This window comes from Brevibacterium sp. FME37 (assembly GCF_014897485.1).
Classification (GTDB): domain Bacteria; phylum Actinomycetota; class Actinomycetes; order Actinomycetales; family Brevibacteriaceae; genus Brevibacterium.
This window is the reverse complement of record NZ_JABUYE010000003.1, coordinates 74,216-97,098: the sequence shown is the minus strand read 5'-3', so window position 1 is coordinate 97,098 and position 22,883 is coordinate 74,216. Positions and strand designations below refer to the sequence as shown.

Annotated in this window: 24 protein-coding genes; 14 read left to right on the top strand and 10 right to left on the bottom strand. The window is 63.1% G+C overall.

What is annotated here, in order from left to right; genetic code table 11:
- Positions 1 to 39 precede the first annotated feature (39 nt).
- The 4 genes from INT29_RS04580 to INT29_RS04565 all read left to right on the top strand — a co-directional run bounded on the left by INT29_RS04580 (position 40) and on the right by INT29_RS04565 (position 3,438).
- Positions 40 to 807, top strand: coding sequence for an SDR family NAD(P)-dependent oxidoreductase (locus INT29_RS04580; protein ID WP_193070869.1), 768 nt, complete (start codon positions 40 to 42; stop codon positions 805 to 807).
- Complete coding sequence (locus INT29_RS20575; RefSeq protein WP_193070868.1) at positions 804 to 1,592, top strand: MOSC domain-containing protein; 789 nt, start codon at positions 804 to 806, stop codon at positions 1,590 to 1,592. Before INT29_RS04580 ends, INT29_RS20575 begins: the two co-directional genes overlap by 4 nt.
- Positions 1,593 to 1,798: 206 nt before the next feature.
- Entirely contained in the window at positions 1,799 to 2,974 is a 1,176-nt protein-coding gene (locus INT29_RS04570; RefSeq protein WP_101570106.1) for a Cmx/CmrA family chloramphenicol efflux MFS transporter, read from the top strand.
- Complete coding sequence (locus tag INT29_RS04565; RefSeq protein WP_101570107.1) at positions 2,971 to 3,438, top strand: acetyltransferase; 468 nt, start codon at positions 2,971 to 2,973, stop codon at positions 3,436 to 3,438. Before INT29_RS04570 ends, INT29_RS04565 begins: the two co-directional genes overlap by 4 nt.
- 110 nt (positions 3,439 to 3,548) lie before the next feature.
- On the opposite strand, the gene INT29_RS04560 is transcribed toward INT29_RS04565, so the two are convergent.
- The 4 genes from INT29_RS04560 to INT29_RS04545 all read right to left on the bottom strand — a co-directional run bounded on the left by INT29_RS04560 (position 3,549) and on the right by INT29_RS04545 (position 6,320).
- Entirely contained in the window at positions 3,549 to 4,439 is an 891-nt protein-coding gene (locus INT29_RS04560) for a PCC domain-containing protein (protein WP_101570108.1), read from the bottom strand.
- A complete protein-coding gene (locus INT29_RS04555) occupies positions 4,436 to 5,329 on the bottom strand; it encodes an IclR family transcriptional regulator (RefSeq protein ID WP_193070867.1) in 894 nt (297 codons plus the stop codon). Before INT29_RS04555 ends, INT29_RS04560 begins: the two co-directional genes overlap by 4 nt.
- A gap of 89 nt (positions 5,330 to 5,418) precedes the next feature.
- Positions 5,419 to 5,631 carry a hypothetical protein gene (locus tag INT29_RS04550; RefSeq protein WP_193070866.1) on the bottom strand — a complete coding sequence of 71 codons (213 nt, stop codon included), beginning with the start codon at positions 5,629 to 5,631 and terminating at the stop codon, positions 5,419 to 5,421.
- Entirely contained in the window at positions 5,628 to 6,320 is a 693-nt protein-coding gene (locus INT29_RS04545; RefSeq protein ID WP_193070865.1) for a LysR family transcriptional regulator, read from the bottom strand. The genes INT29_RS04550 and INT29_RS04545 overlap by 4 nt, the downstream gene beginning before the upstream one ends.
- 114 nt (positions 6,321 to 6,434) lie before the next feature.
- Between INT29_RS04545 and INT29_RS04540 the strand changes: the two genes are divergently transcribed.
- The 3 genes from INT29_RS04540 (at position 6,435) to INT29_RS04530 (ending at position 10,071) form a co-directional block, all read left to right on the top strand.
- Positions 6,435 to 8,015: a M20/M25/M40 family metallo-hydrolase gene (locus INT29_RS04540; protein ID WP_193070864.1), complete on the top strand. Its 1,581-nt coding sequence runs from the start codon at positions 6,435 to 6,437 to the stop codon at positions 8,013 to 8,015.
- Complete coding sequence (locus INT29_RS04535) at positions 8,012 to 9,310, top strand: MFS transporter (RefSeq protein WP_193070863.1); 1,299 nt, start codon at positions 8,012 to 8,014, stop codon at positions 9,308 to 9,310. Before INT29_RS04540 ends, INT29_RS04535 begins: the two co-directional genes overlap by 4 nt.
- Before the next feature lie 128 nt (positions 9,311 to 9,438).
- On the top strand, positions 9,439 to 10,071 hold the full coding sequence (locus INT29_RS04530; protein WP_193070862.1) for a MarR family winged helix-turn-helix transcriptional regulator: 633 nt from the start codon (positions 9,439 to 9,441) through the stop codon (positions 10,069 to 10,071).
- A 193-nt stretch (positions 10,072 to 10,264) separates the two neighbouring features.
- Here INT29_RS04530 and INT29_RS04525 read toward each other — a convergent pair whose 3' ends face one another.
- A complete protein-coding gene (locus INT29_RS04525; protein WP_101570113.1) occupies positions 10,265 to 10,960 on the bottom strand; it encodes a YoaK family protein in 696 nt (231 codons plus the stop codon).
- 195 nt (positions 10,961 to 11,155) lie between these two features.
- Between INT29_RS04525 and INT29_RS04520 the strand changes: the two genes are divergently transcribed.
- The 6 genes from INT29_RS04520 to INT29_RS04495 are packed head-to-tail and all read left to right on the top strand — an operon-like array spanning position 11,156 to position 18,879.
- Entirely contained in the window at positions 11,156 to 12,769 is a 1,614-nt protein-coding gene (locus INT29_RS04520; protein WP_257930049.1) for an ABC transporter substrate-binding protein, read from the top strand.
- Positions 12,766 to 13,722, top strand: a complete 957-nt coding sequence (locus tag INT29_RS04515; protein ID WP_193070861.1) for an ABC transporter permease — start codon at positions 12,766 to 12,768, stop codon at positions 13,720 to 13,722. The genes INT29_RS04520 and INT29_RS04515 overlap by 4 nt, the downstream gene beginning before the upstream one ends.
- Positions 13,719 to 14,633, top strand: coding sequence for an ABC transporter permease (locus tag INT29_RS04510; RefSeq protein ID WP_101570115.1), 915 nt, complete (start codon positions 13,719 to 13,721; stop codon positions 14,631 to 14,633). The genes INT29_RS04515 and INT29_RS04510 overlap by 4 nt, the downstream gene beginning before the upstream one ends.
- A gap of 1 nt (position 14,634) precedes the next feature.
- Positions 14,635 to 16,440: a gamma-glutamyltransferase family protein gene (locus INT29_RS04505; protein WP_101570116.1), complete on the top strand. Its 1,806-nt coding sequence runs from the start codon at positions 14,635 to 14,637 to the stop codon at positions 16,438 to 16,440.
- Positions 16,437 to 18,119, top strand: coding sequence for a dipeptide ABC transporter ATP-binding protein (locus INT29_RS04500; protein WP_413463155.1), 1,683 nt, complete (start codon positions 16,437 to 16,439; stop codon positions 18,117 to 18,119). Before INT29_RS04505 ends, INT29_RS04500 begins: the two co-directional genes overlap by 4 nt.
- A complete protein-coding gene (locus INT29_RS04495; protein WP_226830784.1) occupies positions 18,112 to 18,879 on the top strand; it encodes a GntR family transcriptional regulator in 768 nt (255 codons plus the stop codon). Before INT29_RS04500 ends, INT29_RS04495 begins: the two co-directional genes overlap by 8 nt.
- Before the next feature lie 23 nt (positions 18,880 to 18,902).
- Here the strand turns inward: INT29_RS04495 and INT29_RS04490 are convergent, their stop codons facing one another.
- From INT29_RS04490 to INT29_RS04480, 3 genes are read right to left on the bottom strand one after another with little or no spacing between them, the layout of a single operon-like run.
- Positions 18,903 to 19,376: a RidA family protein gene (locus tag INT29_RS04490; RefSeq protein WP_193070859.1), complete on the bottom strand. Its 474-nt coding sequence runs from the start codon at positions 19,374 to 19,376 to the stop codon at positions 18,903 to 18,905.
- Positions 19,376 to 20,497 carry a PLP-dependent cysteine synthase family protein gene (locus INT29_RS04485; protein WP_193070858.1) on the bottom strand — a complete coding sequence of 374 codons (1,122 nt, stop codon included), beginning with the start codon at positions 20,495 to 20,497 and terminating at the stop codon, positions 19,376 to 19,378. The genes INT29_RS04490 and INT29_RS04485 overlap by 1 nt, the downstream gene beginning before the upstream one ends.
- Entirely contained in the window at positions 20,494 to 21,192 is a 699-nt protein-coding gene (locus tag INT29_RS04480; RefSeq protein ID WP_193070857.1) for a transcriptional regulator, read from the bottom strand. The genes INT29_RS04485 and INT29_RS04480 overlap by 4 nt, the downstream gene beginning before the upstream one ends.
- A 318-nt stretch (positions 21,193 to 21,510) precedes the next feature.
- Here INT29_RS04480 and INT29_RS04475 point away from each other — a divergent pair, with 318 nt between their 5' ends.
- The gene (locus INT29_RS04475) at positions 21,511 to 21,660 is read left to right on the top strand and encodes a hypothetical protein (protein WP_193070856.1); all 150 of its coding nucleotides are present in this window, start codon (positions 21,511 to 21,513) and stop codon (positions 21,658 to 21,660) included.
- A 71-nt stretch (positions 21,661 to 21,731) separates the two neighbouring features.
- Here INT29_RS04475 and INT29_RS04470 read toward each other — a convergent pair whose 3' ends face one another.
- Positions 21,732 to 22,229 carry an SRPBCC family protein gene (locus INT29_RS04470; RefSeq protein WP_101570122.1) on the bottom strand — a complete coding sequence of 166 codons (498 nt, stop codon included), beginning with the start codon at positions 22,227 to 22,229 and terminating at the stop codon, positions 21,732 to 21,734.
- Between the two features lies 1 nt (position 22,230).
- Complete coding sequence (locus INT29_RS04465; protein ID WP_193070855.1) at positions 22,231 to 22,626, bottom strand: ArsR/SmtB family transcription factor; 396 nt, start codon at positions 22,624 to 22,626, stop codon at positions 22,231 to 22,233.
- Positions 22,627 to 22,883: the final 257 nt, after the last annotated feature.

Here is a 22,883-nt window from a genome sequence, read left to right as displayed (position 1 = left end):
CCCGGCAACTGCCTGTCGTTCACTACTTGAAGGAGAACCATGGAACCCTATCTGCTGAGCAACAAATCGGCCCTGGTCACAGGGGCCGCCCAGGGTATCGGCTTGGCCATCGCGACATCCTTGGCCCAGCGTGGAGCGTCTGTCGGAATTGTTGACATCAAGGGTGCCGAGGCGGCCGCGGACAGTCTGTCTGGGCAGTTTCCCGAGCAGACGTTCACCGGTTTCGAACTCGACGTCCGCGACGCCGGGGCGGTCACCGCTGCCGTCGGATCTTTCGTCGGAGTTTCCGGCGGGATCGACATTCTCGTCAACAATGCGGGCACGGCGGCCCGGATCGGGATCGACGAGATCACAGCCGAGCAGTGGCAGCGTGACCTGGACACCAACCTCGGCGGGACCTTCAACTTCATCAAGGCCGCCGTGCACCCGCACATGATCAACGCCGGCGCAGGGTCGATCGTCAACATCTCCTCGATCTCGGGAATCAACGGCGGTGCCATGTCCGATGGTGAGGCAGGTGCCCGGTCCGGGCCAGCCTATGCGGCGAGCAAGGGCGGCATGATTGCGCTGACGAAGTGGGTGGCTAAGGAGTACGGGCGGCAGGGAATCCGCTGCAATTCGGTGGCTCCGGGCCCCGTGGAATCCGCTCTCACCGCGGGTCAGGACTACGACACTTCGAACCAGGCCCTGGATCGTATGGGCACACCCGGTGAGATCGCCGAGGCGGTCGCCTATCTCGCCAGCGATGGTGCGGCATTCACCACCGGTCAGATCCTGCGCATCGACGGTGGGGCCGTGATGTCGTGAGCACTTTCGGTTCACCTTCGCCATCAGCTTCGCTCCCGGACGACGTTTTTGATGTTCGCTCCATCGGATTCACACCGATCAAGGGGACTCGGCACCAGTCGCAGTCGGGCGCCGAGTTCGATGAGCACGGGCCTGTGGGCGACCGGCGCTACTGCCTCGTCGACGCCCGGAATCAACAGGTGCTGCGGACGGTGCAGAACCCGTCGCTGGTCGCGGTCCTCGCGACGCTTTACGGTGCTGAACTCGAGGTCAGGCTGCCCGATGGGCGGTCGGTCTGCGCCGTAGCGGAGGTATCAGGTGAGAGGTTGACCTGCGATTACTGGGGTAGGCCGGTCGCAGCGGAGCTGATCAAGGGACCACACGATGAGCTGCTCTCATCCTGGCTGGGCAAGCCCGTGCGGCTGGCGCAGGTCCCGCGGGGAGACGTCGTCTACGGGGATCCGATTGCGATCGTGGGTACGGCCTCCATCCGTGACCTCGGCGAGCGACTCCGTCATCCGGGCCTGCTTGCCGAAGCCGCGAGGTTTCGGGCGACTGTCCTTGTCGAGACCGATACTCCTTATATAGAGGAGACTTGGTCCGGACACGAGATTTCATTGGGTGTCGGGATGCGTGTGCGGATCGGTGAGGCGATTCCACGATGCGCGGTCATCGACCTCGATCCCCTCACTGGTGTGCGTGGCCCGCGGGTGCTGAAGACTTTGGCCGAATATCGTGCCGACAATGACAAGGGCGAGCCGTTCTTCGGTGTCTTCGCGCAGGTTGTGAGTGCGTCGCAGAGCTGAGCGCGCTGCTCGGCAGTTGGTGCCTGTAGAGTTTGAGACATGTCGAGTCCTGAATCAGACAAGTCAGGGGCTGTCGGTCACACTGCCAGCCCCTTGAACCACTAGTTACGACGCCCACAATCTCTGTGGGCGCGCGTCCGGCGTACCCAGGGCTGACCGTAGTGACGAGAAGAACCAATTCTTGATCTCTCACTTCGGAGTATTCGATGCCTTTTGCTCTCTACATGCTTGCCTTGGCGGTTTTCGTCATGGGCACTTCAGAATTCATGCTGGTGGGACTGCTTCCCGCCATTGCGACCGAAATTGACGTCTCGGTCGGCGCTGCGGGCCTGCTGACCTCGGCCTTCGCAGTCGGAATGGTCATCGGTGCGCCAGTCATGGCAGCGTTTGCTCGCCGTTGGCCGCCGCGGTTCACTTTGGTGATCTGTCTCCTTGTGTTCGCGGGAGGCCACGTCATAGGAGCGATGACTTCCGTCTTCTCTCTACTCCTGATCACCCGGGCACTCAGCGCTCTTGCCAATGCCGGCTTCCTGGCCGTAGCACTGAGTACGGCCACCACTCTCGTGCCTGCGAACCGGAAGGGGCGGGCACTGTCGATCCTTCTTGCCGGCACAACGATCGCGACCGTCGCCGGTGTTCCCGCCGGTTCTCTGCTCGGCACGGCGCTGGGCTGGCGAACGACATTCTGGGCGATCGCCATTCTCTGCCTTCCGGCGGTCTTCGGAGTCATTCGAGGCACCGGGAACTCTGCCGATCAGACAGAATCCAGCTCGCCTTCGCCAAGCCTGCGTGCGGAGCTTGGTCAGTTGGCCGAGCCGCGACTCATTCTGGCAATGGTGCTTGGAGCACTGATCAATGGAGGGACATTTGCGGTCTTCACGTTCCTCGCACCGGTCGTGACCGAGACCGCGGGTCTGGCCGAAGTTTGGGTGTCTATAGCGCTGGTGCTGTTCGGCATCGGATCATTTCTAGGCGTCGCGACTGCTGGGCGCCTGTCCGATCAACGACCTGGTCTTGTGTTTGCAGTCGGTGGACCGCTGCTGCTGACGGGGTGGATCGTGTTGACCGTGCTCGCATCGCATCCAGTTGCGCTTCTCGTCCTTGTCCTGGCTCAGGGTTTCCTGTCATTCGGTGTTGGCAGCACCCTGATCACTCGTGTGCTGTATGCAGCATCAAGAGCGCCCACGATGAGTGGTTCGTACGCGACAGCAGCATTGAATATCGGAGCTGCTGCGGGGCCCGTCCTCGGCGCGTTCGGGCTTGCGAGCGGGTTGGGGTTGCTGGCTCCGGTGTGGGTCGCCTCGGCGCTGACAGCGCTTGCTCTTGTCGTCATGCTTCTTTCCGGACGCACTCTCGCTTCACCTGTCACAATGGGGGAATGAGCGAGCAGTCATACCCTGGTGAGGTTGAACTCAGAATTCGTTCCTGCCGGGGGCCAGCAGACTATCCGCCGCTCGTAGCAATCTGGCGAAGCGCGGTGAACGCCACCCACGATTTCCTTTCCGAGGGGGACCGAAGAGAGATCGAATCCAAGTTGGAGACCGACTACTTCCCCTCCGTTTCACTCTCCATCGCAGAGCTAGACGGTCGTCCAGCGGGATTCTCCGGAGTCTTCGACGGACAGTTGGAAATGCTGTTTATCGACGCGCGACAACGCGGCAGTGGCATTGGTGCAAAACTTCTGAACCACGCGATCAAGGAACACGGCATCAAGAGTGTCGACGTCAACGAACAGAATGTCCAAGCTGTGGAGTTCTATACTCATCGCGGATTCCACGTGGCAGGCCGTAGCGAAACCGACGATGCGGGACGCCCCTACCCGCTGCTGCATTTGCAGCTGGCCTAAATCGTGAGGCCCCGAGCGGAACTGTCACTCGCTCTTTTTCGAGACGGGCCGATCGCGTGAAACGTAGATAAGTCTCGCCGATCGACAGTCGAAAGGTTCAGCAACAAACCCTACATCTGTCGGACGAAGAGCTCGAAGGTCACCGCCACCGGATTCGCCCCGGCAGCGAGAACTCCGGAATGCACGTCTCCGGCGACATCGACGACTTCAGCCGTGAGTCTCACCTGGGGGTCTTCGCCCAGAGCGTCGTCGACCGTACCCGTCAGATGTGTGAACTCCACCGCCGGCCACGGTGCTGTACTCGCGGTGAACACGGCTCCGGTGGTGCTGCCGAGACTGGCCCGCACCTCGGCGGCGTCGAAGCCGGCGTTACGGCAGATGGACACAATCGCGTCGTCGATGAGTTCCCCTGGGCGCACGCGGGAGATGACGGCGTTGCCTGGAGCCGATTCCGGGGTGGGGGAGCGCACCGCCTTCGGCGCGAACGCGAAGAACCCCGTCTCCGGATCCGCCTCACTGAGCTGTTGCGCATCGGTGAGGGCGAAGACACGGATCCGCAAACCCCTAGGCCCGATGAGCGTGCCGGGCAGCAGATGACCGCCCTTGGCTTGGCCCTCCTCGGTGGTCCATGAGGCGTGGATATGGGTGAACGGAGCGCCGTCCTTCGTCCCCACCGTCGCCGAGGCATGTTGCAGCGCAGCGGGTCCCTCATAGTCGAATTCAGAAGTGAAGGACATGGGGTGCTCGGCATCGGGGCCATAGGCCGGATAGACGAAATTGATCCGACCGAACTCTCCGCCGACGAACTCCACCATCAGCCCCGAGACACTGAGTGATTCGAGGAAGCCGGTCACGGATTCGAAGAGGTCATCGCCCTCCGCGAGCTCAACGAGATGCTCACTGTGGCGGGTCGGCACCGAGATGATCCGAGGGCTCTGCCGGGGTCCGGCATGGATGACGATGTCACCAGGCTCGCCGAGGTGAAAGTCAGGTTTCGTCACGACTGGTCCTCCGTGCTGGCTACGGCATCGGCGATCTGCTGAGCTTCATGCTGGAGCAGGCCGGCAAGCTCGTACACGCGTGTCCCGGTCATCCGTTCCTGGATGCTGGCGACCGAGAGTGACGCTCGCGGTCTTCTGCCCTTGATCCGCACCGGCACGCCGATCGCCCATGAGCCCTGGGCGAACAGGCCCGGGTTGTGGACGAAGCCGTCATGGCGACCACGACGGATCATCTCCTTGAGCCCGGACACAGAGATTTCGGGGTAACGGTCCGCGAATATTCGCGTGTTGGCGTCGAAGGTGGCGTCCACCTCGGCGTCGGTGAATTGGGTCATGATGGCAAGACTTCCAGCGCCGATACCCAGCGGGTGACGATCACCCACAGCTAGGGCGTTGTTGAAGATCGGGCCGAAGCCATCTTCGCGGCGGGCACAGATCGAGTAGCTGCCGGTGCGCAGCGTGAGGAAGGCGGTGTCCTGGGTGAGCTCCGCGAGCCTGAGCAGACTCGACTCGGATTCCTCCAGAGCGGGGTCGGCGGTCTTCTGCGCCAGCTGTCCCATGATCTGGGACTGCACGCCGAGGCGGTAGCCGCCGTCTTCGCAGCGCTCGACGTATCCCATGGCGATGAGGGCGTTGAGCATGCGATGCACGCTGGCTTTCGGTCGGCCGCTGATGGCCACGATCTCACTCAGGGGTGCGCCATCGGGGTTCTCGCTGCTGATGATTCCGACGAGTCCCAGTAGGGACAGGGCACGCTGAATGCTCTGGGCGCCGGTGCCCGGACCCAGATCGTCCACGACGTGTGCGACGTTGAAAGAGGCGGACCGGCGCATGATCCGCCCGCGCATCTTCATCCGGTCGAGATCGTGTGTCTGCGCTTCATTGCCCATGCTCCGATTATCGGTTGTCGCCGGTCAGGGGCAGGAGGCGGATCCATGATGTGGACCGGAGAAGGGTCAGTCGGTTCCCGTGCGGCGAACTACCTCGGGGCTAGCTGCCTGCGCAGGGCTTGGATCATCAGGTCCAGACCGTCTGATTCTCGCTGCGGATCGGCGGCCAGGATCTGGATGAAGCGGGCGTCGAGGCCGGGGTCGTCGAGTTCCACGGCAGTGCACCCCGCCTCGGCGAGGTTGGGCGGGATGGTCCGCTCGGCCATCATTGCGATCATCTTCGTTCCCGTGACGGCTCTCATCGTGAGCACTGGGCAGGTGGCTTCGATCGTCGGTGAGAACACCTGTCCCTAACGGCCTGCTCGATCCTCATCCGAGCGGTGTTGCCGGCGGACAGTGTGGCGATCGGGTAGTCGGCCAGGTCGCGGATGTGCAGACTGGACCGGCGGGCGAGCGGGTGCTTCTTGTCGAGGACTGCGAAGTTCCGGGCCTGAATCTGATCGATCTGCCTGACGCCGGGTATCGCGTCAGTGTGCTGGTCGGACACGGAGAAGTTCACACACAGATCCGCCTCCCTGTTCTTCAGCACCTGCAGAGCTCCGAGCGAGCCGCGGTCGATGACCGAGACCTGCACCTGATCGGTGGTGGTCATGACCTGATTGATGGCATCGGCGACAACGGTCTGACCCAGACCTGTGCTGGTGACGATGGTGATGGTCTCCACCGCTTGGGAATAGGTGCCGAACGAATCGGTGAGCAGCTCCGATTCGGCCACCATCCGCCGTGCGAAGTCGGCGACCGCCAGACCCGGACCGGTGGGAACCACGCCGGTCACCGAGCGTTCGAAGAGCGTCGTCCCGTAATGGTCTTCGAGTGATTTGATCTGACGGCTGGCGGTCGAATGAGAGACGAACAGTGCTTGCGCAGCGAGGTGGATCGAACCGTATTCGACCAGCGCCAGGAGAGTATTGAGGCTGCGCATATCGGTCATTCCGTCATTTTAAGCACGGTTGTGCATAACATGCACGCTTGCCGTGCGGAATTCGCACCAGCTCCCGGACCGATCCGTCTTTTCATCCGAACCAGACTCAGCCAGTCTGCAATCATGACCTCAGAACACAGCACCGACCGCGCCGAGGCGGTACCGAACCAACCAGGATCATCCAACGCATGCACCGTGGATCGTGCGACCGTCACCCGACTGGCCGGAGACGTCGTTCGCAGCGAGGCCTTCTTCGAACTGTTGGCCGCTCGAGTCGCCCGCCGCACCGAAAGCCAGGCGACCGGCAACGGCGCAGCCGCACAGGCCTACCTCGCCGAGGAGATCGTCCCGGAGCTCGCGGAACTGGGCTTCGACACGACGATCCATGACAATCCCGAATCCGATGAACACCCGCTGCTCATCGCCTCACGCCTCGAAGATCCCACCCTGCCCACCGTCCTCCTCTACGGACACGGCGACGTGCAGTTCGCCCACGATTCGCAATGGGCGCAAGGCCTCGACCCATGGGTGCTCACCCGCGACGGCGACCGACTCTACGGGCGAGGCAGCGCCGACAACAAAGGTCAGCACACCGTGAATTCCCTGGCGCTCACAACCGTTCTCGAATCACTTGACACCAGCGCCGGTGGGGACATTGGGCCTGGCGCTGGTGCGTTGGGCTATAACGTGAAGATCCTCATGGAGACCGCCGAGGAAGCCGGGTCTCTGGGTCTCAAGGCCTTCGCCGCCGCTCACCGGGCCGAGCTCGACGCCGACCTCTTCCTCGCCTCCGATGGTCCCCGGATCGCCGCCGAATACCCGACCCTCTTCCTCGGCTCGCGTGGGGCCCTGAACTTCAGGCTCATCGTCCATGACCGTGACGGCGACCATCACTCCGGCAACTGGGGCGGGAAGCTGCGCAACTCCGCCACCGTCCTCGCCGCCGCGATCAACTCCCTCGTCGATGGCAGCGGAGTCATCCGGATCCCCGCACTGCGCCCCGAAGATCCACCAGTCTCGGTGCTCGAGGCGGTTGCGAAACTGCCCGAAGTGGTCGAAGACGGATCACCCGAAGTCGACTCGGACTGGGGGGAGCCCGGACTCACCTCGGCGGAGAAGGTCTTCGCGTTCAACGTCATCGAAGTACTCGCACTCAAAGCGGGGAATCCGGACCAGGTGGTCAACGCGATCCCCGGCGCAGCAGAGGCCCATCTGCAGCTGCGCTTCGTCGTCGGCACCGACATCGACGACTTCGAGACGACGGTGCGCACGCACCTGGAGAGCCAGGGAATCCACGGTGTCGAGGTCATCGCCGAGCACTGCATGCCGGCCACCCGACTCGACCCGAATGCCCGTGTCGTCGCGGCGGCCGCGGAGTCGATCAGGGCAACGACCGGGCTTGAGGCCGCGATCGAACCGAACCTGGGCGGAACCATCCCCAACGATGTCTTCGCCGAGGTGCTCGGCCTGCCCACCGTGTGGGTGCCCCATTCCTACCCCGGCTGCAATCAGCACGCCCCCGACGAACACGCCCTGACCTCGATCCTTGAGCAGGGTGCCGAAATCATGGCCGGCATGTTCTGGGATATGCGAGCCAGGCCCGATGACTGGTTCACCTCGAAAGAGACGAGGTCCGGTGCGTCGCAAGAGATGACGCGGGGCGAAGCAACGGTGACCACAGAGAGCACGGGGGCCGCGCAATGAGCGAGCACGCGGTATCCGGGACAGCCGCCTCGGCCACCCGGCCTGTGCGACCGTGGAAAGTGATTGCCGCAGCCTCGATCGGGAATGCACTGGAATGGTATGACATCTCGATCTACGCCTACTTCTCGGTCTACATCTCCGTCGCCTTCTTCCCCGCCGAGAGACACTCTGTCTCGATCATGTTGGCACTGGGCACCTTCGCCCTGTCCTTCTTCATCCGTCCCGTCGGGGCAATCGTGCTCGGCAGCTTTGCCGACCGCAAGGGCCGCAAACCGGCGCTGACGCTGACGATCTGGCTCATGTTCCTGGGCACGCTGATGATCGTCATCATGCCTCCGGCTCACGTCATCGGCCTGGCTGCCCCGCTGCTCATCCTGCTGGCCCGCCTGATCCAGGGGTTCGCAGCAGGAGGGGAGTTCGGATCAGCGACTTCGCTCATGGTCGAGCACCTGCCCAACCGGAAGGGGTTTGCCGCCAGCTGGCAGTTCACCTCGCAGGCCATGTCGACCGTGCTGGCCTCCATCATCGGCGTGAGCCTGACGACTGGACTGAGCCAGGAACAGCTCGAGACCTGGGGCTTCCGACTGCCCTTCATCGTGGGCCTGCTGGTCGGACCTGTCGGCCTCTACATCCGCCGTCATGTCCCCGAATCCCCGGAATTCACGGCTGCAGCGGCCGAGGTGCCGGAGAAGTCGGCGGCGATCGGCGGGATTCTGCGCCATCACAAGCTGGCCGTGGTCTTGGCCATCGGGGCCATCGCCGTCTCGACCTGCCTCAACTACTTCATCACCTACGTTCCCACCTACGCCATGGACAACCTGGGTATGACCTCCTCGGCAGGATTCTGGGCGACCCTGGTCTCCGGGATCGTCCTGCTCCTCTTCACTCCGGTGGCCGGGCACTTCTGCGACAAGGTCGGACGGCTGACGTTCATGATTCCGGCCGCCCTGGCTGTGATGGTGCTGACCTGGGTGCTCTTCACCTGGGTGGTCGCGGCCAATGCGCTGAGCGTGCTCATCGTGGTCGTCGCCATCTTCTCGCTGTTCAAGGCCGCCTACTACGGACCACTGGCAAGCGTCATGGGCGACATCTTCCCGACCGAGGTCCGCGGCACGGGGCTCTCTCTGGGCTACAACGTCGGGGTCGCGATCTTCGGTGGGCTGACACCACTGGTCGCCGCATGGCTGATCGGCGTCACCGGTGATGCCAAGGCTCCCGCCTACTGGGTGCTGCTGGCCGGTGCGCTCAGCGTGGCCGCGATCCTCGTGGTGTGGAAGAAGCTCGGCGTGCGCTGATTCCACGCCGGCGGGGAGGTGCGGTTCGTCGAAAAACGGGATTGCACGTCGAGACACTGATGCGCACATGCGTGTCTTGACGTGCATCCCGTGTTTCGGTGCTGGAACCAGGCGGCTGATCGAACTGATTGCCGCGGGGTCACCTGGAGGGTGACTACATCGACGAGGTCCGGGGTCAGTGGGACACGATCTTCCCCGGACTCGACACCTCGATGGTGACGCTCATGGGGAGAATCTCCCGTATCGCGCAGGTCGTCCAAGCCCGAAGCGATGCGGTCCGTGCCGCCCAGGGAATTGCCTGCCGCGAGTTCGACGTCATCTCCCTGCTCGCTCGACATGGCGGCACCCTGTCGCCGACAAGGGTGTCGACGGAACTGATCATCTCCGGTGCCGGCGTGACCAAAAGACTCAAGCGCCCGTCCAGTGCAGGGTTCATCACCAGGATCCCCGATCCAGCCGACGGGCGCGGTTCACTCGTGCGGCTGGCCGCCGAGGCAATGGATCTGCTGCGTCCGATCCTCGAGTCCGTGCTCGGCTTCGTCGGCAGACTCCGGGCACGCCGGAGAGAGCCTGATCAGCAGCTGACGGAGGCACCACTCCCGCCGTGGTCGCGAGTCTTCGCGCTTGCCGGACGGTACGTCGTGGCTCTCGGTATGGCCGGTTCCATCGGTGTCATGTCGGGCCTGGGGCATCACTATTGGGCCATGGTCGCCGCCGCATGGCCTGGCAATTCTGATTGCGGCCCTCCAATTTGCCGGTGAGGTCGTCGTCATCGCCGATCGTGCTCTGGAGACGACGATCGGCGCAGGCATCGCCTTCCTCGTCATCCTGCTCACCACGCGCAGGCAGCGTGCTCGCGAACGTGAGATGGTGCTGGCGCGCGAGCCGAGGCGTCAGACGAGAGTGCCTGAAACTCGCTGATGCACGGCAGTGAACAGGTGCGCACGGCAGTGATCAGACATGCGCGGGGGAGGCGGCCGCCTCGGCGAGGGCGCGCTTCTTCGCACCCCTGTGGCCGATGACGGTCACGACGGCGATCGCGACCGCGACAAGGGCGATGCCGATCCACTGATTGATCATCAGCGTCGCAGCACCGGCGATGGCTCCGATCAAGATGAGCAGGACGGCCAGCGCACGACGAATCCAGCGGACGCTGTCGCCGCCGGCCAGCCGTGAATCAGATGCCAAGCCGACGATCGTCGAAGTGACGACGACGGTGGTGACGTCGGCGATCTTCATCCGCCGGGCAGCGGCCGCCTGGGCGCCCATAAGTGCCGAGAGCACCGAGGTGAAGATCGTTCCGGCCACTCCCACTTCAGGGTTGGGCATGAGCGCGACATAGACGGCCAGACCGGCACAGCCGATGGCCACTCCGGTGAAGATGATCGTGGTGCGCTGGTGCCATTCCTCGCCGATCCGCCCGAGAGTGCGTCCGCCCAGAGCTGCGCCCAGCATGAAGAATACGAGGGCCAAGGCGGGACGCAGGACCGGAGTGTCCTCGGCTCCGGCCAAGCCCATGCCGAGGATGACGACGTTGCCCGTCATGTTCCCGGTGAAGACCTTATCGAAGCCCAAGTAGCCGATCGCATCGACCATGCCGGTCGAGAATGTCAGCACCAGCAGCATGGCCAGATCGAGTCGACGTGTCATTGCGCCCCTTTCGTCGAGCTCGCCTGCGAACTCTGGTGGTCTCGGAACCCGAATCATCTCCGGTCGCCAGACCGACTCAGCGGCCCGGGATCCCAGGATTCGGAATCTCCTGGAAGTTTGTATACAAAACCATAATCACCCGCTAGATTGTATGCAAATATCAATGCTGAATGTGATGCTCACACAGGAGTGCGCGTGAAAAAACGGATAACGGCGGTGCTTGCCAGCGTCGTCCTGCTGGCCGGATGCGTGCCGGTTCAACCGCTCGGTGAACCGCCTGAGCGGCCCGACGTGAAGTCGGTCGATGCCGACGAGGGAGCTTTCAGGGAAGGTGGCGATCTCGTCATGGCGCTGTCGTCGGAACCGGATCGCCTCGACCCGACGACGTCGTCCTCCCTCTACACCCGCTACGTGATGCAGACGATGTGTCAGAAGCTCTACGACATCGATGCCGACGGTGAGATCACACCCATGCTCGCAACCTCGCTGCCGAAAATCTCCAAAGACGGAAAGACCGTACGTATCCCGGTCAAGGACGGTGTGCGATTCGCAGATGGCACCGACTTCGACGCCGAGGCGGTCAAGACGACCATCGAACGCGGGCTCAATCTCGAAGACTCCTCCCGGTCTGCCGAACTCGGCCCGATCAACGATGTGAGCGCCGTTGACGACCACACCCTCGAAGTCACCTTCGACGAGCCCTTCGCGCCCTTCACCGCGGCCCTGGCCGATCGTGCCGGGATGATCATGTCGCCGACAGCCCTCGACGAAGCGGGCGAGGACTTCGGCGACAACCCGGTATGCGTGGGGCCGTTCAAGTTCGAGAAACGCATCGCACAGACCTCGATCAAGGTCGTCAAAGATCCCAACTACTACGATGCAGACAAGGTGCACCTCGACTCGATCACTTATCAGATCATGTCGGATGCGAACATTCGCGCCGCGAACATCCGCTCCGGCGATGTGCAAGTCGCGGACACGATCTCGCCCCAGGACATCGACGCCCTCAAGGAGGAGTCCGGCATCGGTCTCCTGCAGTCGAACTCCCTGGGATACCAGGGGCTGACCGTGAACATGGGGTTCGGCGACAATCCGGAGAACTTTGAGACACCACTGGGCCAGGACCCGAAGGTGCGCAAGGCGCTGTCGATGGCTATCGATCGCAAGGCCCTGGTCAACACTGTCTTCAACGGATGGTTCTCACCAGCTTGTTCAGGCATCTCCCCGGACAGCCCCTTCGCCACTGAAGCAAGCAACGAGTGTGTCGACTACGATCCCGAAGCCGCGAAGAAGCTTCTCGAAGATGCCGGAGTCGAGCTTCCGCTCAAGGTGAATATGAAGGTCTCGAACACTCAGGACACCCTTCGCTTCGCCCAAGCCGTCCAAGCGGCAACCAAAGAGGCAGGATTTGACATCAAGGTCCAGCCGATGGAATACACGGCACTGCTCGATGCCCAGGACCGCGGCGATTACGAGCTCCTCCAACTGGGCTGGTCCGGCCGCGTCGACCCGCATGGAAACCTCTACACCTTCCATTACCCAGGAGCCGCCAACAACGTCACTGGAGTCGACGACGATGAGCTCAGCGGACTGCTCACCCGCGCCAGCGAGGCCACCGATATGGATGAGCGCAAGAAACTCTACGGCGAAGCCTCGCAGCGCACTGCTGAGCTCAACTCGATCATCTACCTCTACCGGCAGAAGAACCTCACGGCCTACACCGATGACGTGGCAGGCATAGATGTGTACTCCGACGGCGTCGTCCATCTCTCCGAAGCTGGATTTCTGAAGAAGGAAGGTCAGCGATGACTCGATTCGTACTCACCAAGATCTTCCACGCCATCATCACATTCGTGCTCTCAGGCATCGTCATCTTCTTCGGTGTGCGCATGCTGCCCGGCGACCCTGCACTGGCCATGGCCGGCGAAGAGGCGACACCCGAACGACTCGACGCGATCCGGGCCGACCTCGGACTCGACCAGCCGCTGCTCGTCCAATTCGTGAAATTCCTCGGCTCGATCATCACCGGCGACCTCGGAGAATCCACGCGCACCGGGCTGGCCGTGACCGAGATGATCGCGACCACCCTGCCCGTGACCCTGTGGCTGTCGCTCTACGCGATCGTCGTCGCCGTCATCGTCGGCATCACCCTGGGCATGATTGCAGAACGCTTCCGCGGGAAATGGCCCGAGCTGGGCAGCAACTTCATTGCTCTCCTCGGGCTCTCGGTCCCGAACTTCTGGCTCGGACTCTTAGCGATCATGGGCTTGGCCGTCATCCTCGGCTGGTTCCCCGCCTCGGGGTACGTCGACGTCCTCTCCGACCCGATCCGCGGCATCTACTACCTCACTCTGCCGGCAGTGATCCTGGGCACCAGCCTGGCCGCGGTCATCACCCGCCAGACCAGAGCGTCGATGATCGAGAGCATGGGCACCGACTATGTGCGCATGGCACGAGCCAAGGGGCTGTCCAGGCCACGGGTGCTCTTCCGCTACGGACTGCGCAACTCACTCATCGTCCTCGTCACGATCATCGGCCTGCAACTGGGCGGTCTGATCTCCGGAGCAGTTGTCACAGAGAGGATCTTCGCGCTGCCAGGCCTAGGCAAACTCACCCTAGATGCGGTCTTCTCCCGTGACTATCCGGTGATCCAAGCGGTCGTCCTCGTCATCACCGCCTCCTACATTCTCATCAACCTGGCCGTCGACATCCTCTATTCGGTCATCAACCCACAGATCCGAGTCAGCGAGGACGCCTCATGACCACCCCAATCGTCACGAACACCGACAAGAACACACAGGGACTCGACCCCGAATTCCAGGCCTCGAACAACCGGGTCTGGTGGCTGCTGCGCTCAATCCTGTCCAACCCGATGGGGCTCATCGGCTCCGTCATGGTCGCCGTCGTCGTACTCATCGGACTCTTCGCACCACTGATCGCCCCGTACGGGTTCGCGCAGACCAACTTCCAAGCTCCATTCCAAGTGCCGGGCACGATCGGCTATGTCTTCGGCACCGACGATCTGGGACGCGACATCCTCTCCAGACTCGCCTTCGGCGTCCGCGCCTCCTTGCAGGTCGGACTCCTGGCGGTGGCTCTGGCCGTGATCGTCGGCACGCCCCTGGGGCTGCTGGCCGGATACTTCCGGGGCCTCGACTCGGTCATCTCCAGGCTGACCGACGTCACCCTGGCGTTTCCGTTCCTCATCATCGCAGTCGGACTCGCGGCCATCTCCGGGCCCAGCCTGGCCAATGCGGCTATCGCCCTGGGCATCTCGCAAGTGCCCACGATGATCCGAGTCGTCAGAGGCGAGACGATGCGCTTGAAATCGGCCGACTTCGTCAAGGCCGCAATCGCCACCGACGCATCGAAGGCACGTATTCTGGGCATGCACATTCTGCCCAACATCGCCTCGGCAATCATCGTGCAGGCCACTGTCATCATTCCGACTGCCGTGATTGGAGAATCGATCCTCTCCTTCCTCGGTTTGGGCATCCAACCGCCCTCACCCAGCTTGGGCATCATGCTCTCCGACGCGCAGCAGTACATCTTCCGTGCGCCGTCGACCGCCCTATTCCCTGGACTGGCGATCCTGGTCATCTGCTTGGCCTTCAATCTCTTCGGGGACGCCCTGCGCGACGCCCTCGACCCCAACTCGAAGAAGGGACACTGACGTGTCGTTCACCCCACCCGCAGTCTTCACAACCCGGCCCACCCTGGAAGGTCATTTCGGAATGGCCGCCTCCACCCATTGGTTGGCGACAGCAGCTTCACAGGCGGTTCTCGAACGAGGTGGAAACGCCTTCGACGCGGCCGTGGCGGGAGCCTTCCTCCTCCACGTCGTCGAACCTCACCTCAACGGCCCCGGTGGCGACATGACGGGGATCTTCGCCACCGCCGAAGACCCGGCCAACCCGAAGATCATGATGGGGCAGGGCCCCGCGCCGGCCGCTGCCACCATTGAGCACTACCGCAGTGAGGGCCTCGACATGATTCCCGGGGCAGGAGCGCTCGCCTCTGCGGTGCCCGGGGCCGTCGATTCCTGGCTCAACCTGCTCGAACACCACGGCACCTGGGAACTCGCCGACGTCCTCGAATTCGCTATCGACTACGCCGAGAACGGTCACCCCGTCCTCAGCCGGGTCGTCGGCACCATCGAACGTGTGCAGGAGCTCTTCACCGAACACTGGCCCACGTCGGCAGCTCAGTGGATGCCACAAGGTCAGATCCCGAAGACGGGCGACCTCGTCTACAACCGTCCCTATGCTGAAGTCTTGAAGAAGCTCATTGCCGCAGGTGAAGGCGTAGAAGGGCGTGCCGCCAGAGTCTCCGCGGCACGTCAGGAATGGAAGTCCGGGTTCGTCGCCGAGTCGTTCGCGAATTTCATCTCGACTCCGCACCGACATTCGACCGGCGGTGACCACGCGGGAGTCTTGACAGCTGAGGACTTCGCAGGATTCGACGCACACTTCGAAACGCCGGTGACGATCGACTTCCGCGGCTATTCGATTGCGAAGATCGGAGCCTGGGGCCAGGGCCCGGTGCTGCTGCAGACGCTGAAGATCCTCGACGGCCTCGACGACGAACGACTCGACCCCTCGACCGAGATCGGTGCACACACGATCCTCGAGGCACTCAAACTGGCGATGGCCGACCGCGATACCTACTACGGGGACGGAGATGTCGACCTCGACTGGCTGCTCAGCGAAGACTACGCGGCCAGCCGTCGCGAACTCATCACCGATCAGGCTTCACTCGAATTCCGACCGGGTGCCGACCGTGCAGGGACCGCTTCTACATTCACCCCGCCACTCGTGCTCGAAGGTGCGGACAAGGAGTCCATGGCGAAAGCCGGCATCGGCGAGCCGACTGTGCAGAAAAACGGCGTCAATAACGGCGACACCTGCCACATCGATGTTGTTGACCGCTGGGGCAACATCATCTCCGCCACTCCTTCTGGTGGGTGGCTGCAGTCCTCACCGATCGTCCCGGAACTCGGATTCTGCCTGGGTACTCGGCTGCAGATGATGTGGCTTGATGACACAGCGCCCTCGGCGCTGACCCCGGGCAAGCGTCCCCGCACCACACTGACTCCGACCCTGATCTCGAAGGACGGGCAGCCGGTCATCGCCCTCGGCTCCCCCGGAGGTGACCAGCAGGAACAGTGGCAGCTGCTGCTGATTCTGCGCATGCTCGTCGGCGGCTACGCACCTCAGCAGGCAATCGACGCACCGGCACTGCACACGACCGCTCTGGCAGGGTCATTCTGGCCGCGCACCTGGGTTCCCGGCGGTGCGGTCGTCGAGGACCGCCTCGGCGAAGACGTCATCAACGGGCTCATCGCACGCGGCCATGTCGTGACCAAGGCCGGCGACTGGGAACTGGGCAGGCTCTCCTGCGTGACACGGGACCCGGCCACCGGACGTCTCACCGCAGGGGCCAACCCGCGCGGTGCTCAGGGATACGCGGCAGGAAGATGATGAGCACAGAGACCAGCGGCGGTGTGGAACTGTCCGATTTCGTCCTCGAGGTCTCCGGCCTCGAAGTCTCCTATGAGGCGCCTGTGCTCCACGATGTGGGCTTCACCTTGGCGCCGGGGGAGCGCTTGGCTCTCGTCGGTCAGTCAGGGTCAGGCAAGTCCACGACGATCAGCGCGATCCTCGGGCTCCTGCCGGGAACGGGTCATGTCAGCTCCGGGGCCGTGAAGTACCGCGGCGAGGACCTGGTTCGAGCAGATCGGGCGCGACTCCAGACTTTGCGCGGCCGATCGATCGCCCTGGTGCCGCAGGACCCCATGGCCAGCCTCAATCCGAGCATGCGCGTGGGTGATCAGATCGCTGACGCGCTGCGGACATACGGAATGTCGAACTCCGCCGAGGTGACCCATAATGTCGTACGCCTGATGACCGAAGCCGGAATCCCGGATGCGGAGAACAGGCGACGGTCATATCCGCACGAATTCTCCGGCGGTATGCGGCAGAGGATCCTCATCGCAATCGCCCTGTCCGGCGAACCGGATCTCATCATCGCCGACGAACCGACCTCCGCTCTCGACGTGACAGTGCAGAAGCAGATCCTCGACCACCTGCAGAAACTCGTCACCGAGCGCGGGACTTCGCTGCTCTTCGTCACTCACGACCTGGGTGTTGCGGGGGAGCGAACCGACACCATCCTCGTCATGAACGACGGACGCGTTGTCGAACGTGGAACACCGCAGCAGGTCCTCGGAGACCCCCAGGATGAGTACACAAAAGCCCTGGTCAAGGCCGCACCCAGCATTGTGGTCGGCCGGGAGCCGAGTCGTGCTCTCGGGGCCGCGGGGTCAACTCCTGCAGTGGGAGTCGGCGAAGGCAGAGTCGACGGAGAGGCCATCTCGGCGAATGTGCTCGAGGTCAACGATCTGCACAAGATCTACAAGCTGCACGGGCGCGGCAAGGAAGTCCATGCCCTCAACGGGGTGAGCTTCACGGCCAAGCGCGGGCAGACGACCGCAGTGATCGGAGAATCCGGGTCAGGGAAGTCGACGATCGCGAAGATCGTGCTCGGCCTGGAGAGGGGCACCAGCGGCGAGGTCCTCGCCGGGGGACGCAACGTCGACGCGAGTTCACGCGCCGAACGCAGCATTCTGCGGCGCTTCAGCCAGCCGGTGTTCCAGGACCCGTTCTCCTCTCTCAATCCGATGTGGGGCATCGAACGGATCATCCGCGAGCCCCTCGACGTGTTCAAGGTCGGTACGCAGGTCGAGCGGAAACGCAAGGTCGCCGAGGTGCTCGATCAGGTGGCTCTGCCCGCGTCGATGCTCGAGCGTCGGCCTGCTGAGCTCTCCGGTGGGCAGCGGCAGAGGATTGCGATCGCGCGTGCCCTGATCAGCGAACCTGAGCTCCTCATCTGTGACGAAGCGGTGTCTGCCCTCGACGTTCTGGTCCAGGAGCAGATTCTCGAGCTTCTTCGTCAGCTGCAGTCGGGGCTTGGCGTGAGCTGCCTGTTCATCACGCACGATCTTGCAGTTGTTGCGAACTTGGCCGACGATGTTGTTGTGATGAAGAACGGGGAAGTCGTCGAGGCAGGCGCAACGAGAGATGTCATCGACCGTCCGACTGCGGAGTACACGCAGAAGCTCCTGGCTGCCGTGCCCGGGTCGGGTCTGCTCAATGCCTGAGCCTGGTTCCACTTCAGAGTCCGCTGCAGGCCCCGCCTCGGTGTCCGGCTCTGCCTCGGCCCACGAGTCCGCACCGACCGCTTCTTCGACATCGAGCAGCGTCAGCGTCGGGGCGCAGATCCGCTTCGACATCATCAGGGGTGTGCACCCGCCCGGCGGCAAACTCCGCGAGGCTGCTTTGGCGACGCAGTACGCGGTCTCCCGGATCCCGATTCGTGAGGCGCTGCGTTCTCTCGAGGCCGAGGGGCTCGTCGAGTCCCGGCCCTACAGCGGCAGCATGGTCGCGCCCTCACCGACCGAGGATGCCGAGGACCTGTTCGAGATCCGCATCGTCCTCGAATCTGCGACCGCCAAGCGAGCAGCGAAGCGCGCTGGGCAGCAGAGCAACGGTGAGGCACCCGACGAACGGTGGCGGACGATCCGCAAGGAGATCAATGAGATCCTCGCAGCCGGCGACATCGTCATCGGCCAGGAACGCTACGAGGACCTCGCGGTGCTCAACATGCGGTTCCACTTCGCCATCGCCGAACTCAGCGGCAGCCTCTCCTTCGTCAGCCTCCTGCGCCAGATCTCGGGCAAGATCGAATGGCTGTACTCACTCAACGTGACCCGCCGCGGCCCTCAGGCCTGGCCCGAGCATCGCGACATCATCGCGGCCATCGATGCAGGGCAGGAAGCCAAAGCCGCCGCGGTGATGGGCCAGCACGTTCGTCGCAGCCGCGACTCGTACTTCGCCATGATGGCCGAGAAAGCGACCTAAGGGTCCTTTGCCGCGAAGGACTCTCAGGCTTCGACGATCATCTCGATCTCGACCGGGACATTCAGAGGCAGGACTGCCACGCCCACTGCGCTGCGGGCGTGGATCCCGGCGTCGCCGAAGACCTCGCCGAGAAGCTCGCTGGCACCATTGATGACCTGCGGCTGAGCGGTGAAGTCCGGGGCGCTGGCGACGAAGCCCGTGACCTTGACGATGCGGGTGATCGCCGAGAGTTCACCGGTGATCGCGCGAATGGCAGCCAGGGCATTGAGGGTGCACTGACGAGCCGCGGCCTGCGCTTCTTCGAGAGTGACCTCGGCGCCGACCTTTCCCCTGTGGATCGGCTGCCCGTTCTGTACGGGAAGCTGGCCTGAGGTGTAGATGTGGCCTCCGGTGCGCACCGCCGGAACGTAGGCAGCCACAGGCGCGGCGACTGCGGGGATCTCCAGGCCGAGGTTGTGGAGACGGGCTTCGGGTGTGGTGGTTGATTCGCTGTTCATCAGAGGACTCCTGTCGTCATGAATTCTTCGAGGCGGGTGCGGTAGCCGGTGGTGTCGAGGTCGGATTCGGCCAGCCACTGCTCGGAATAGTATTTGTCGAGGTAGCGCTCGCCGGGGTCGCAGATCAGGGACACCAGGCTGCCCGTCTCTCCTGCCGCCTTCATCTGCGACACGATGCGGAACGCGGCCCACAGGCCGGTGCCGGTTGACGCTCCGGCGCGACGTCCCATCAGTGTCTCAAGAAGCTGGATGGAGGCGATGGCGGCAGCGTCCGGGACATGCATCATCCGGTCGATGCTCGAAGGGATGAAGCTCGCTTCGACCCGTTGCCGCCCGATGCCCTCGATGCGGGATCCCTGATCGGTCGTCGCCGACGGGTCCTGGTCCCGCCATCCGGCGAAGAAGGCCGAATTGTCCGGGTCGGCCACACAGATTCCGGTGGCCCGGCCGGTGTAGCGAACGTATCTGGCCAGGGTCGCCGAGGTGCCGCCTGTGCCGGCGGTGGCGATGATCCAGGACGGCTCGGGATGAGTCTCACTCGCCATCTGGTCGAAGATCGACTCGGCGATGTTGTTGTTGCCGCGCCAATCCGTAGCGCGTTCGGCATAGGTGAACTGGTCCATGTAGTGACCACCGGACTCCGCGGCAAGATCGGCTGCGACCTCATAGACCTCATTGGCGTTGTCGACGAAATGGCAGGTGCCGCCGTAGAACTCGATGAGGGAGATCTTCTGAGCACTCGTCGACCGAGCCATGACTGCAATGAACGGGACACCGATGAGCTGGGCGAAATACGCTTCGGAGACCGCGGTCGAACCGCTGGAAGCCTCCACCACCGGGCGACCGGGCTTGATCCACCCGTTGCAGAGTGCGTGGAGGAAGAGCGAGCGGGCCAAACGGTGTTTGAGGGACCCGGTGGGATGGCTCGACTCGTCCTTGAGATAGAGATCGATGCCCCAATCGGAAGGCAGCGGCACATGCAGCAGATGCGTGTCCGACGACCTGTTGGCATCAGACTTCACCGCCCTGATGGCTCCGGCCAGCCACTGGCGGGCTTGCGGATCGTAGCGGTCGATGTCGTCTTCGACTGGGGCGAACGCGTGATCGTGGGTATCGGTCATGACTGTCCTTCCGGGGCTCTGCCTTGGAGCTCGTTGATGTAGTTGTAGATCGTGTATCGGGTGACGTCCAGCGCCGAGGCGACTCCGGCCACAGCCTCTTTGACCTGGAAGACTCCACGGCGGTCGAGTTCAGCGACGACCTCGAGCTTGTGGGGTTTCTTCATCAGTTCGACGGGGACATCGGCGCTGGCGATCACCTCGGCGACGATCTGCGCGGTCAGTTCGCTGACGGTGTGGGGGAAGACCTCACCGGTGTCGGGCTCCTCGCTGGTTTCGGCGACCGGCGGAGGCGTCGCGAGCAGCGAGCCGAGCATGTCGTGGGCCAACCTGACGTTGGTGACGTCGATGTTGAGGCACAGCGCGGCCATCGGTGTGCCCGATTCCGGTTCGCGGATGATGATCGTGCTTGAACGGCCGGTGCGCCCGCCGGGCAGCGACGTCGGATAGCCGATGACATCGCCCTGCGCCCCGCTGAGAACGTGTTGCAGAAGCAGGTTGGTCGGTGGGGCGCCCACCTCACGGCCGGTGACCCCTCCGGCGATGGCGTAGACCGAGTTGTCGAGATTGGTGAGGTCGTGGATGACGACCTCGCAGCCTTCGCCCAGGGCCCGAGCGAGGGGCTCGCTGATCCCTGCCAGAAGCTCGAGGGTCTCCCGAACCTTCTGGTCGTAGCGATCCGAATTGAGCGCTGTCACGGGTCTTCTCCTCTGCGCGATGAGCCGGTTTCAACTTCTAGTGGAAGTCTTGCACATCACTTCATTATGTGCGAATGTGGAATCGCTCACATAGATTTCCACGCACAGTTGAAATCTTCAAATAATTAGGAGAATCATGTCAGCGCTTGGCAATGACGCCACGGCCTCAGGCAATCTCAAGAGGTGCTGGCGACCGGGACGACCTATCGCACGCTTGGCATGCCGGGTGAGGAGGCGCTGCTGGGGAGTCGAATCCACTTCTGCTCGACATGCGACGGACAGGGCTATATCTGCACCGGCGCCGATCACAGGACATCCATGGATCGCGTCTACGCCGCCGGTGATGTGCGGCGAGGCAGCACGAGGCAGCTCGTCTCGGCCGCAGGCGATGCCGTCTCCTGTTTCCTTGCAATCCGCGACCGAGTCCTCGCAGAGAAGGAAAAGGTCAAGAGCCGCGAAGCGGTCTGATCATCGGACTGCGCGGCCTGGGACCATGCCCAGGCCGCGCAGCTCCTGCGTCTCAGCGGGAGCGTCAGGCCTCACTGATCTTCTGCGAGCATCTTCTCGAGTTTGTCGTAGCCCTCGCGAATGCCGTGTTCCATGCCTGAGGCGACCATGCCGTCCCGGGATTCGAGAGAGTCGAAGACCGAGGTCGAGGCCAGGCGGGTCCGTCCATCGCCGAGGTCGGTGAGTGTGAGGATCTCAAGGTTCACGGCATCTGGGAAGCCCTCGAAGGTGAAGGTCTGGACGATGCGTTCGTTCTCCCGCACCTCGTGGAAAGACCCGAAGAAGCCGTACTCGCCGTTGTCATCGGTGGAGAGGTAGCTCCAGTTCCCGCCGGTCTGCGGGTCCCATTCCCGGATCGTGTTCGTGATCGTGTCGGGTCCGCACCATTTCACGAAGAGTTCGGGGTCGATGTGGGCGCGGAACACCTTGTCCGGTGTGGCCGCGAAATCGCGAGTGATCGAAACGGTCTGAGTCCCCTCAGGCACCTCGAGTTTCAGGGTTGAGTAGTCGGTGTCGTTGGTGGTGGTCATGTCATGCTCCTTTGCGTGAGTGTTGCGTGGATTCCTTCGCCGAGGCGGCTGTGGAGTCCGTCTGGTGTGCGTCCTCGTGTGCGTCCATCGTTTCCAGGACTGCGTCGAGGCGTTGGTAGCGGTCTTCGGCTTGGCGCCTATATCTCTCGATCCATTTCGTCATCAGATCGAACACATTGTCTTCGAGGTGGACTGGTCTGCGCTGGGCGTCCCGGGTGCGAGTGACCAGTCCGGAGTCCTCGAGGACCTTGAGATGTTTCGACACGGCCTGGACGCTGACCTCATAAGGTTCGGCGAGTTCATTGACCGTGGCATCGGCGATGGACAGCCTGGCCACCATGTCTCGTCGAGTGGGGTCGGCCAGGGCCGAAAACACCTTCGTCAGCTGATCGTCCACTGACCCTCCATTCTGTATTCAACTAGTAGGTTAAAGACAACTGTAGGCCGATGCCCTCACGTATTCAACCGTTTTGTTGAATAGGATTTTCGTTGGACACGGACAAGCGTTCTGACCAGTGCCGATAGTCTCAGGCTCCGATTCTGACTGTCCCGAACGACCGATTTCGCACCCATGATTTCAACTTCGGACCACCTCGGCGAGGCAGGACTGTCGTAAGGTCGCAGTATCGAAAGTGCCGGATCAGGGCTGGCGGT

Excerpts from the sequence above, each read along its gene's own strand:
- INT29_RS04580 (WP_193070869.1), top strand. The coding sequence starts at position 40 with ATGGAACCCTATCTGCTGAGCAACAAATCGGCCCTGGTCACAGGGGCC.
- INT29_RS04570 (WP_101570106.1), top strand. The coding sequence starts at position 1,799 with ATGCCTTTTGCTCTCTACATGCTTGCCTTGGCGGTTTTCGTCATGGGC.
- INT29_RS04565 (WP_101570107.1), top strand. The coding sequence starts at position 2,971 with ATGAGCGAGCAGTCATACCCTGGTGAGGTTGAACTCAGAATTCGTTCC.
- INT29_RS04555 (WP_193070867.1), bottom strand. The coding sequence starts at position 5,329 with ATGGGCAATGAAGCGCAGACACACGATCTCGACCGGATGAAGATGCGC.
- INT29_RS04550 (WP_193070866.1), bottom strand. The coding sequence starts at position 5,631 with ATGAGAGCCGTCACGGGAACGAAGATGATCGCAATGATGGCCGAGCGG.
- INT29_RS04545 (WP_193070865.1), bottom strand. The coding sequence starts at position 6,320 with ATGACCGATATGCGCAGCCTCAATACTCTCCTGGCGCTGGTCGAATAC.
- INT29_RS04540 (WP_193070864.1), top strand. The coding sequence starts at position 6,435 with ATGACCTCAGAACACAGCACCGACCGCGCCGAGGCGGTACCGAACCAA.
- INT29_RS04535 (WP_193070863.1), top strand. The coding sequence starts at position 8,012 with ATGAGCGAGCACGCGGTATCCGGGACAGCCGCCTCGGCCACCCGGCCT.
- INT29_RS04525 (WP_101570113.1), bottom strand. The coding sequence starts at position 10,960 with ATGACACGTCGACTCGATCTGGCCATGCTGCTGGTGCTGACATTCTCG.
- INT29_RS04515 (WP_193070861.1), top strand. The coding sequence starts at position 12,766 with ATGACTCGATTCGTACTCACCAAGATCTTCCACGCCATCATCACATTC.
- INT29_RS04510 (WP_101570115.1), top strand. The coding sequence starts at position 13,719 with ATGACCACCCCAATCGTCACGAACACCGACAAGAACACACAGGGACTC.
- INT29_RS04500 (WP_413463155.1), top strand. The coding sequence starts at position 16,437 with ATGATGAGCACAGAGACCAGCGGCGGTGTGGAACTGTCCGATTTCGTC.
- INT29_RS04495 (WP_226830784.1), top strand. The coding sequence starts at position 18,112 with ATGCCTGAGCCTGGTTCCACTTCAGAGTCCGCTGCAGGCCCCGCCTCG.
- INT29_RS04490 (WP_193070859.1), bottom strand. The coding sequence starts at position 19,376 with ATGAACAGCGAATCAACCACCACACCCGAAGCCCGTCTCCACAACCTC.
- INT29_RS04485 (WP_193070858.1), bottom strand. The coding sequence starts at position 20,497 with ATGACCGATACCCACGATCACGCGTTCGCCCCAGTCGAAGACGACATC.
- INT29_RS04475 (WP_193070856.1), top strand. The coding sequence starts at position 21,511 with ATGGATCGCGTCTACGCCGCCGGTGATGTGCGGCGAGGCAGCACGAGG.
- INT29_RS04470 (WP_101570122.1), bottom strand. The coding sequence starts at position 22,229 with ATGACCACCACCAACGACACCGACTACTCAACCCTGAAACTCGAGGTG.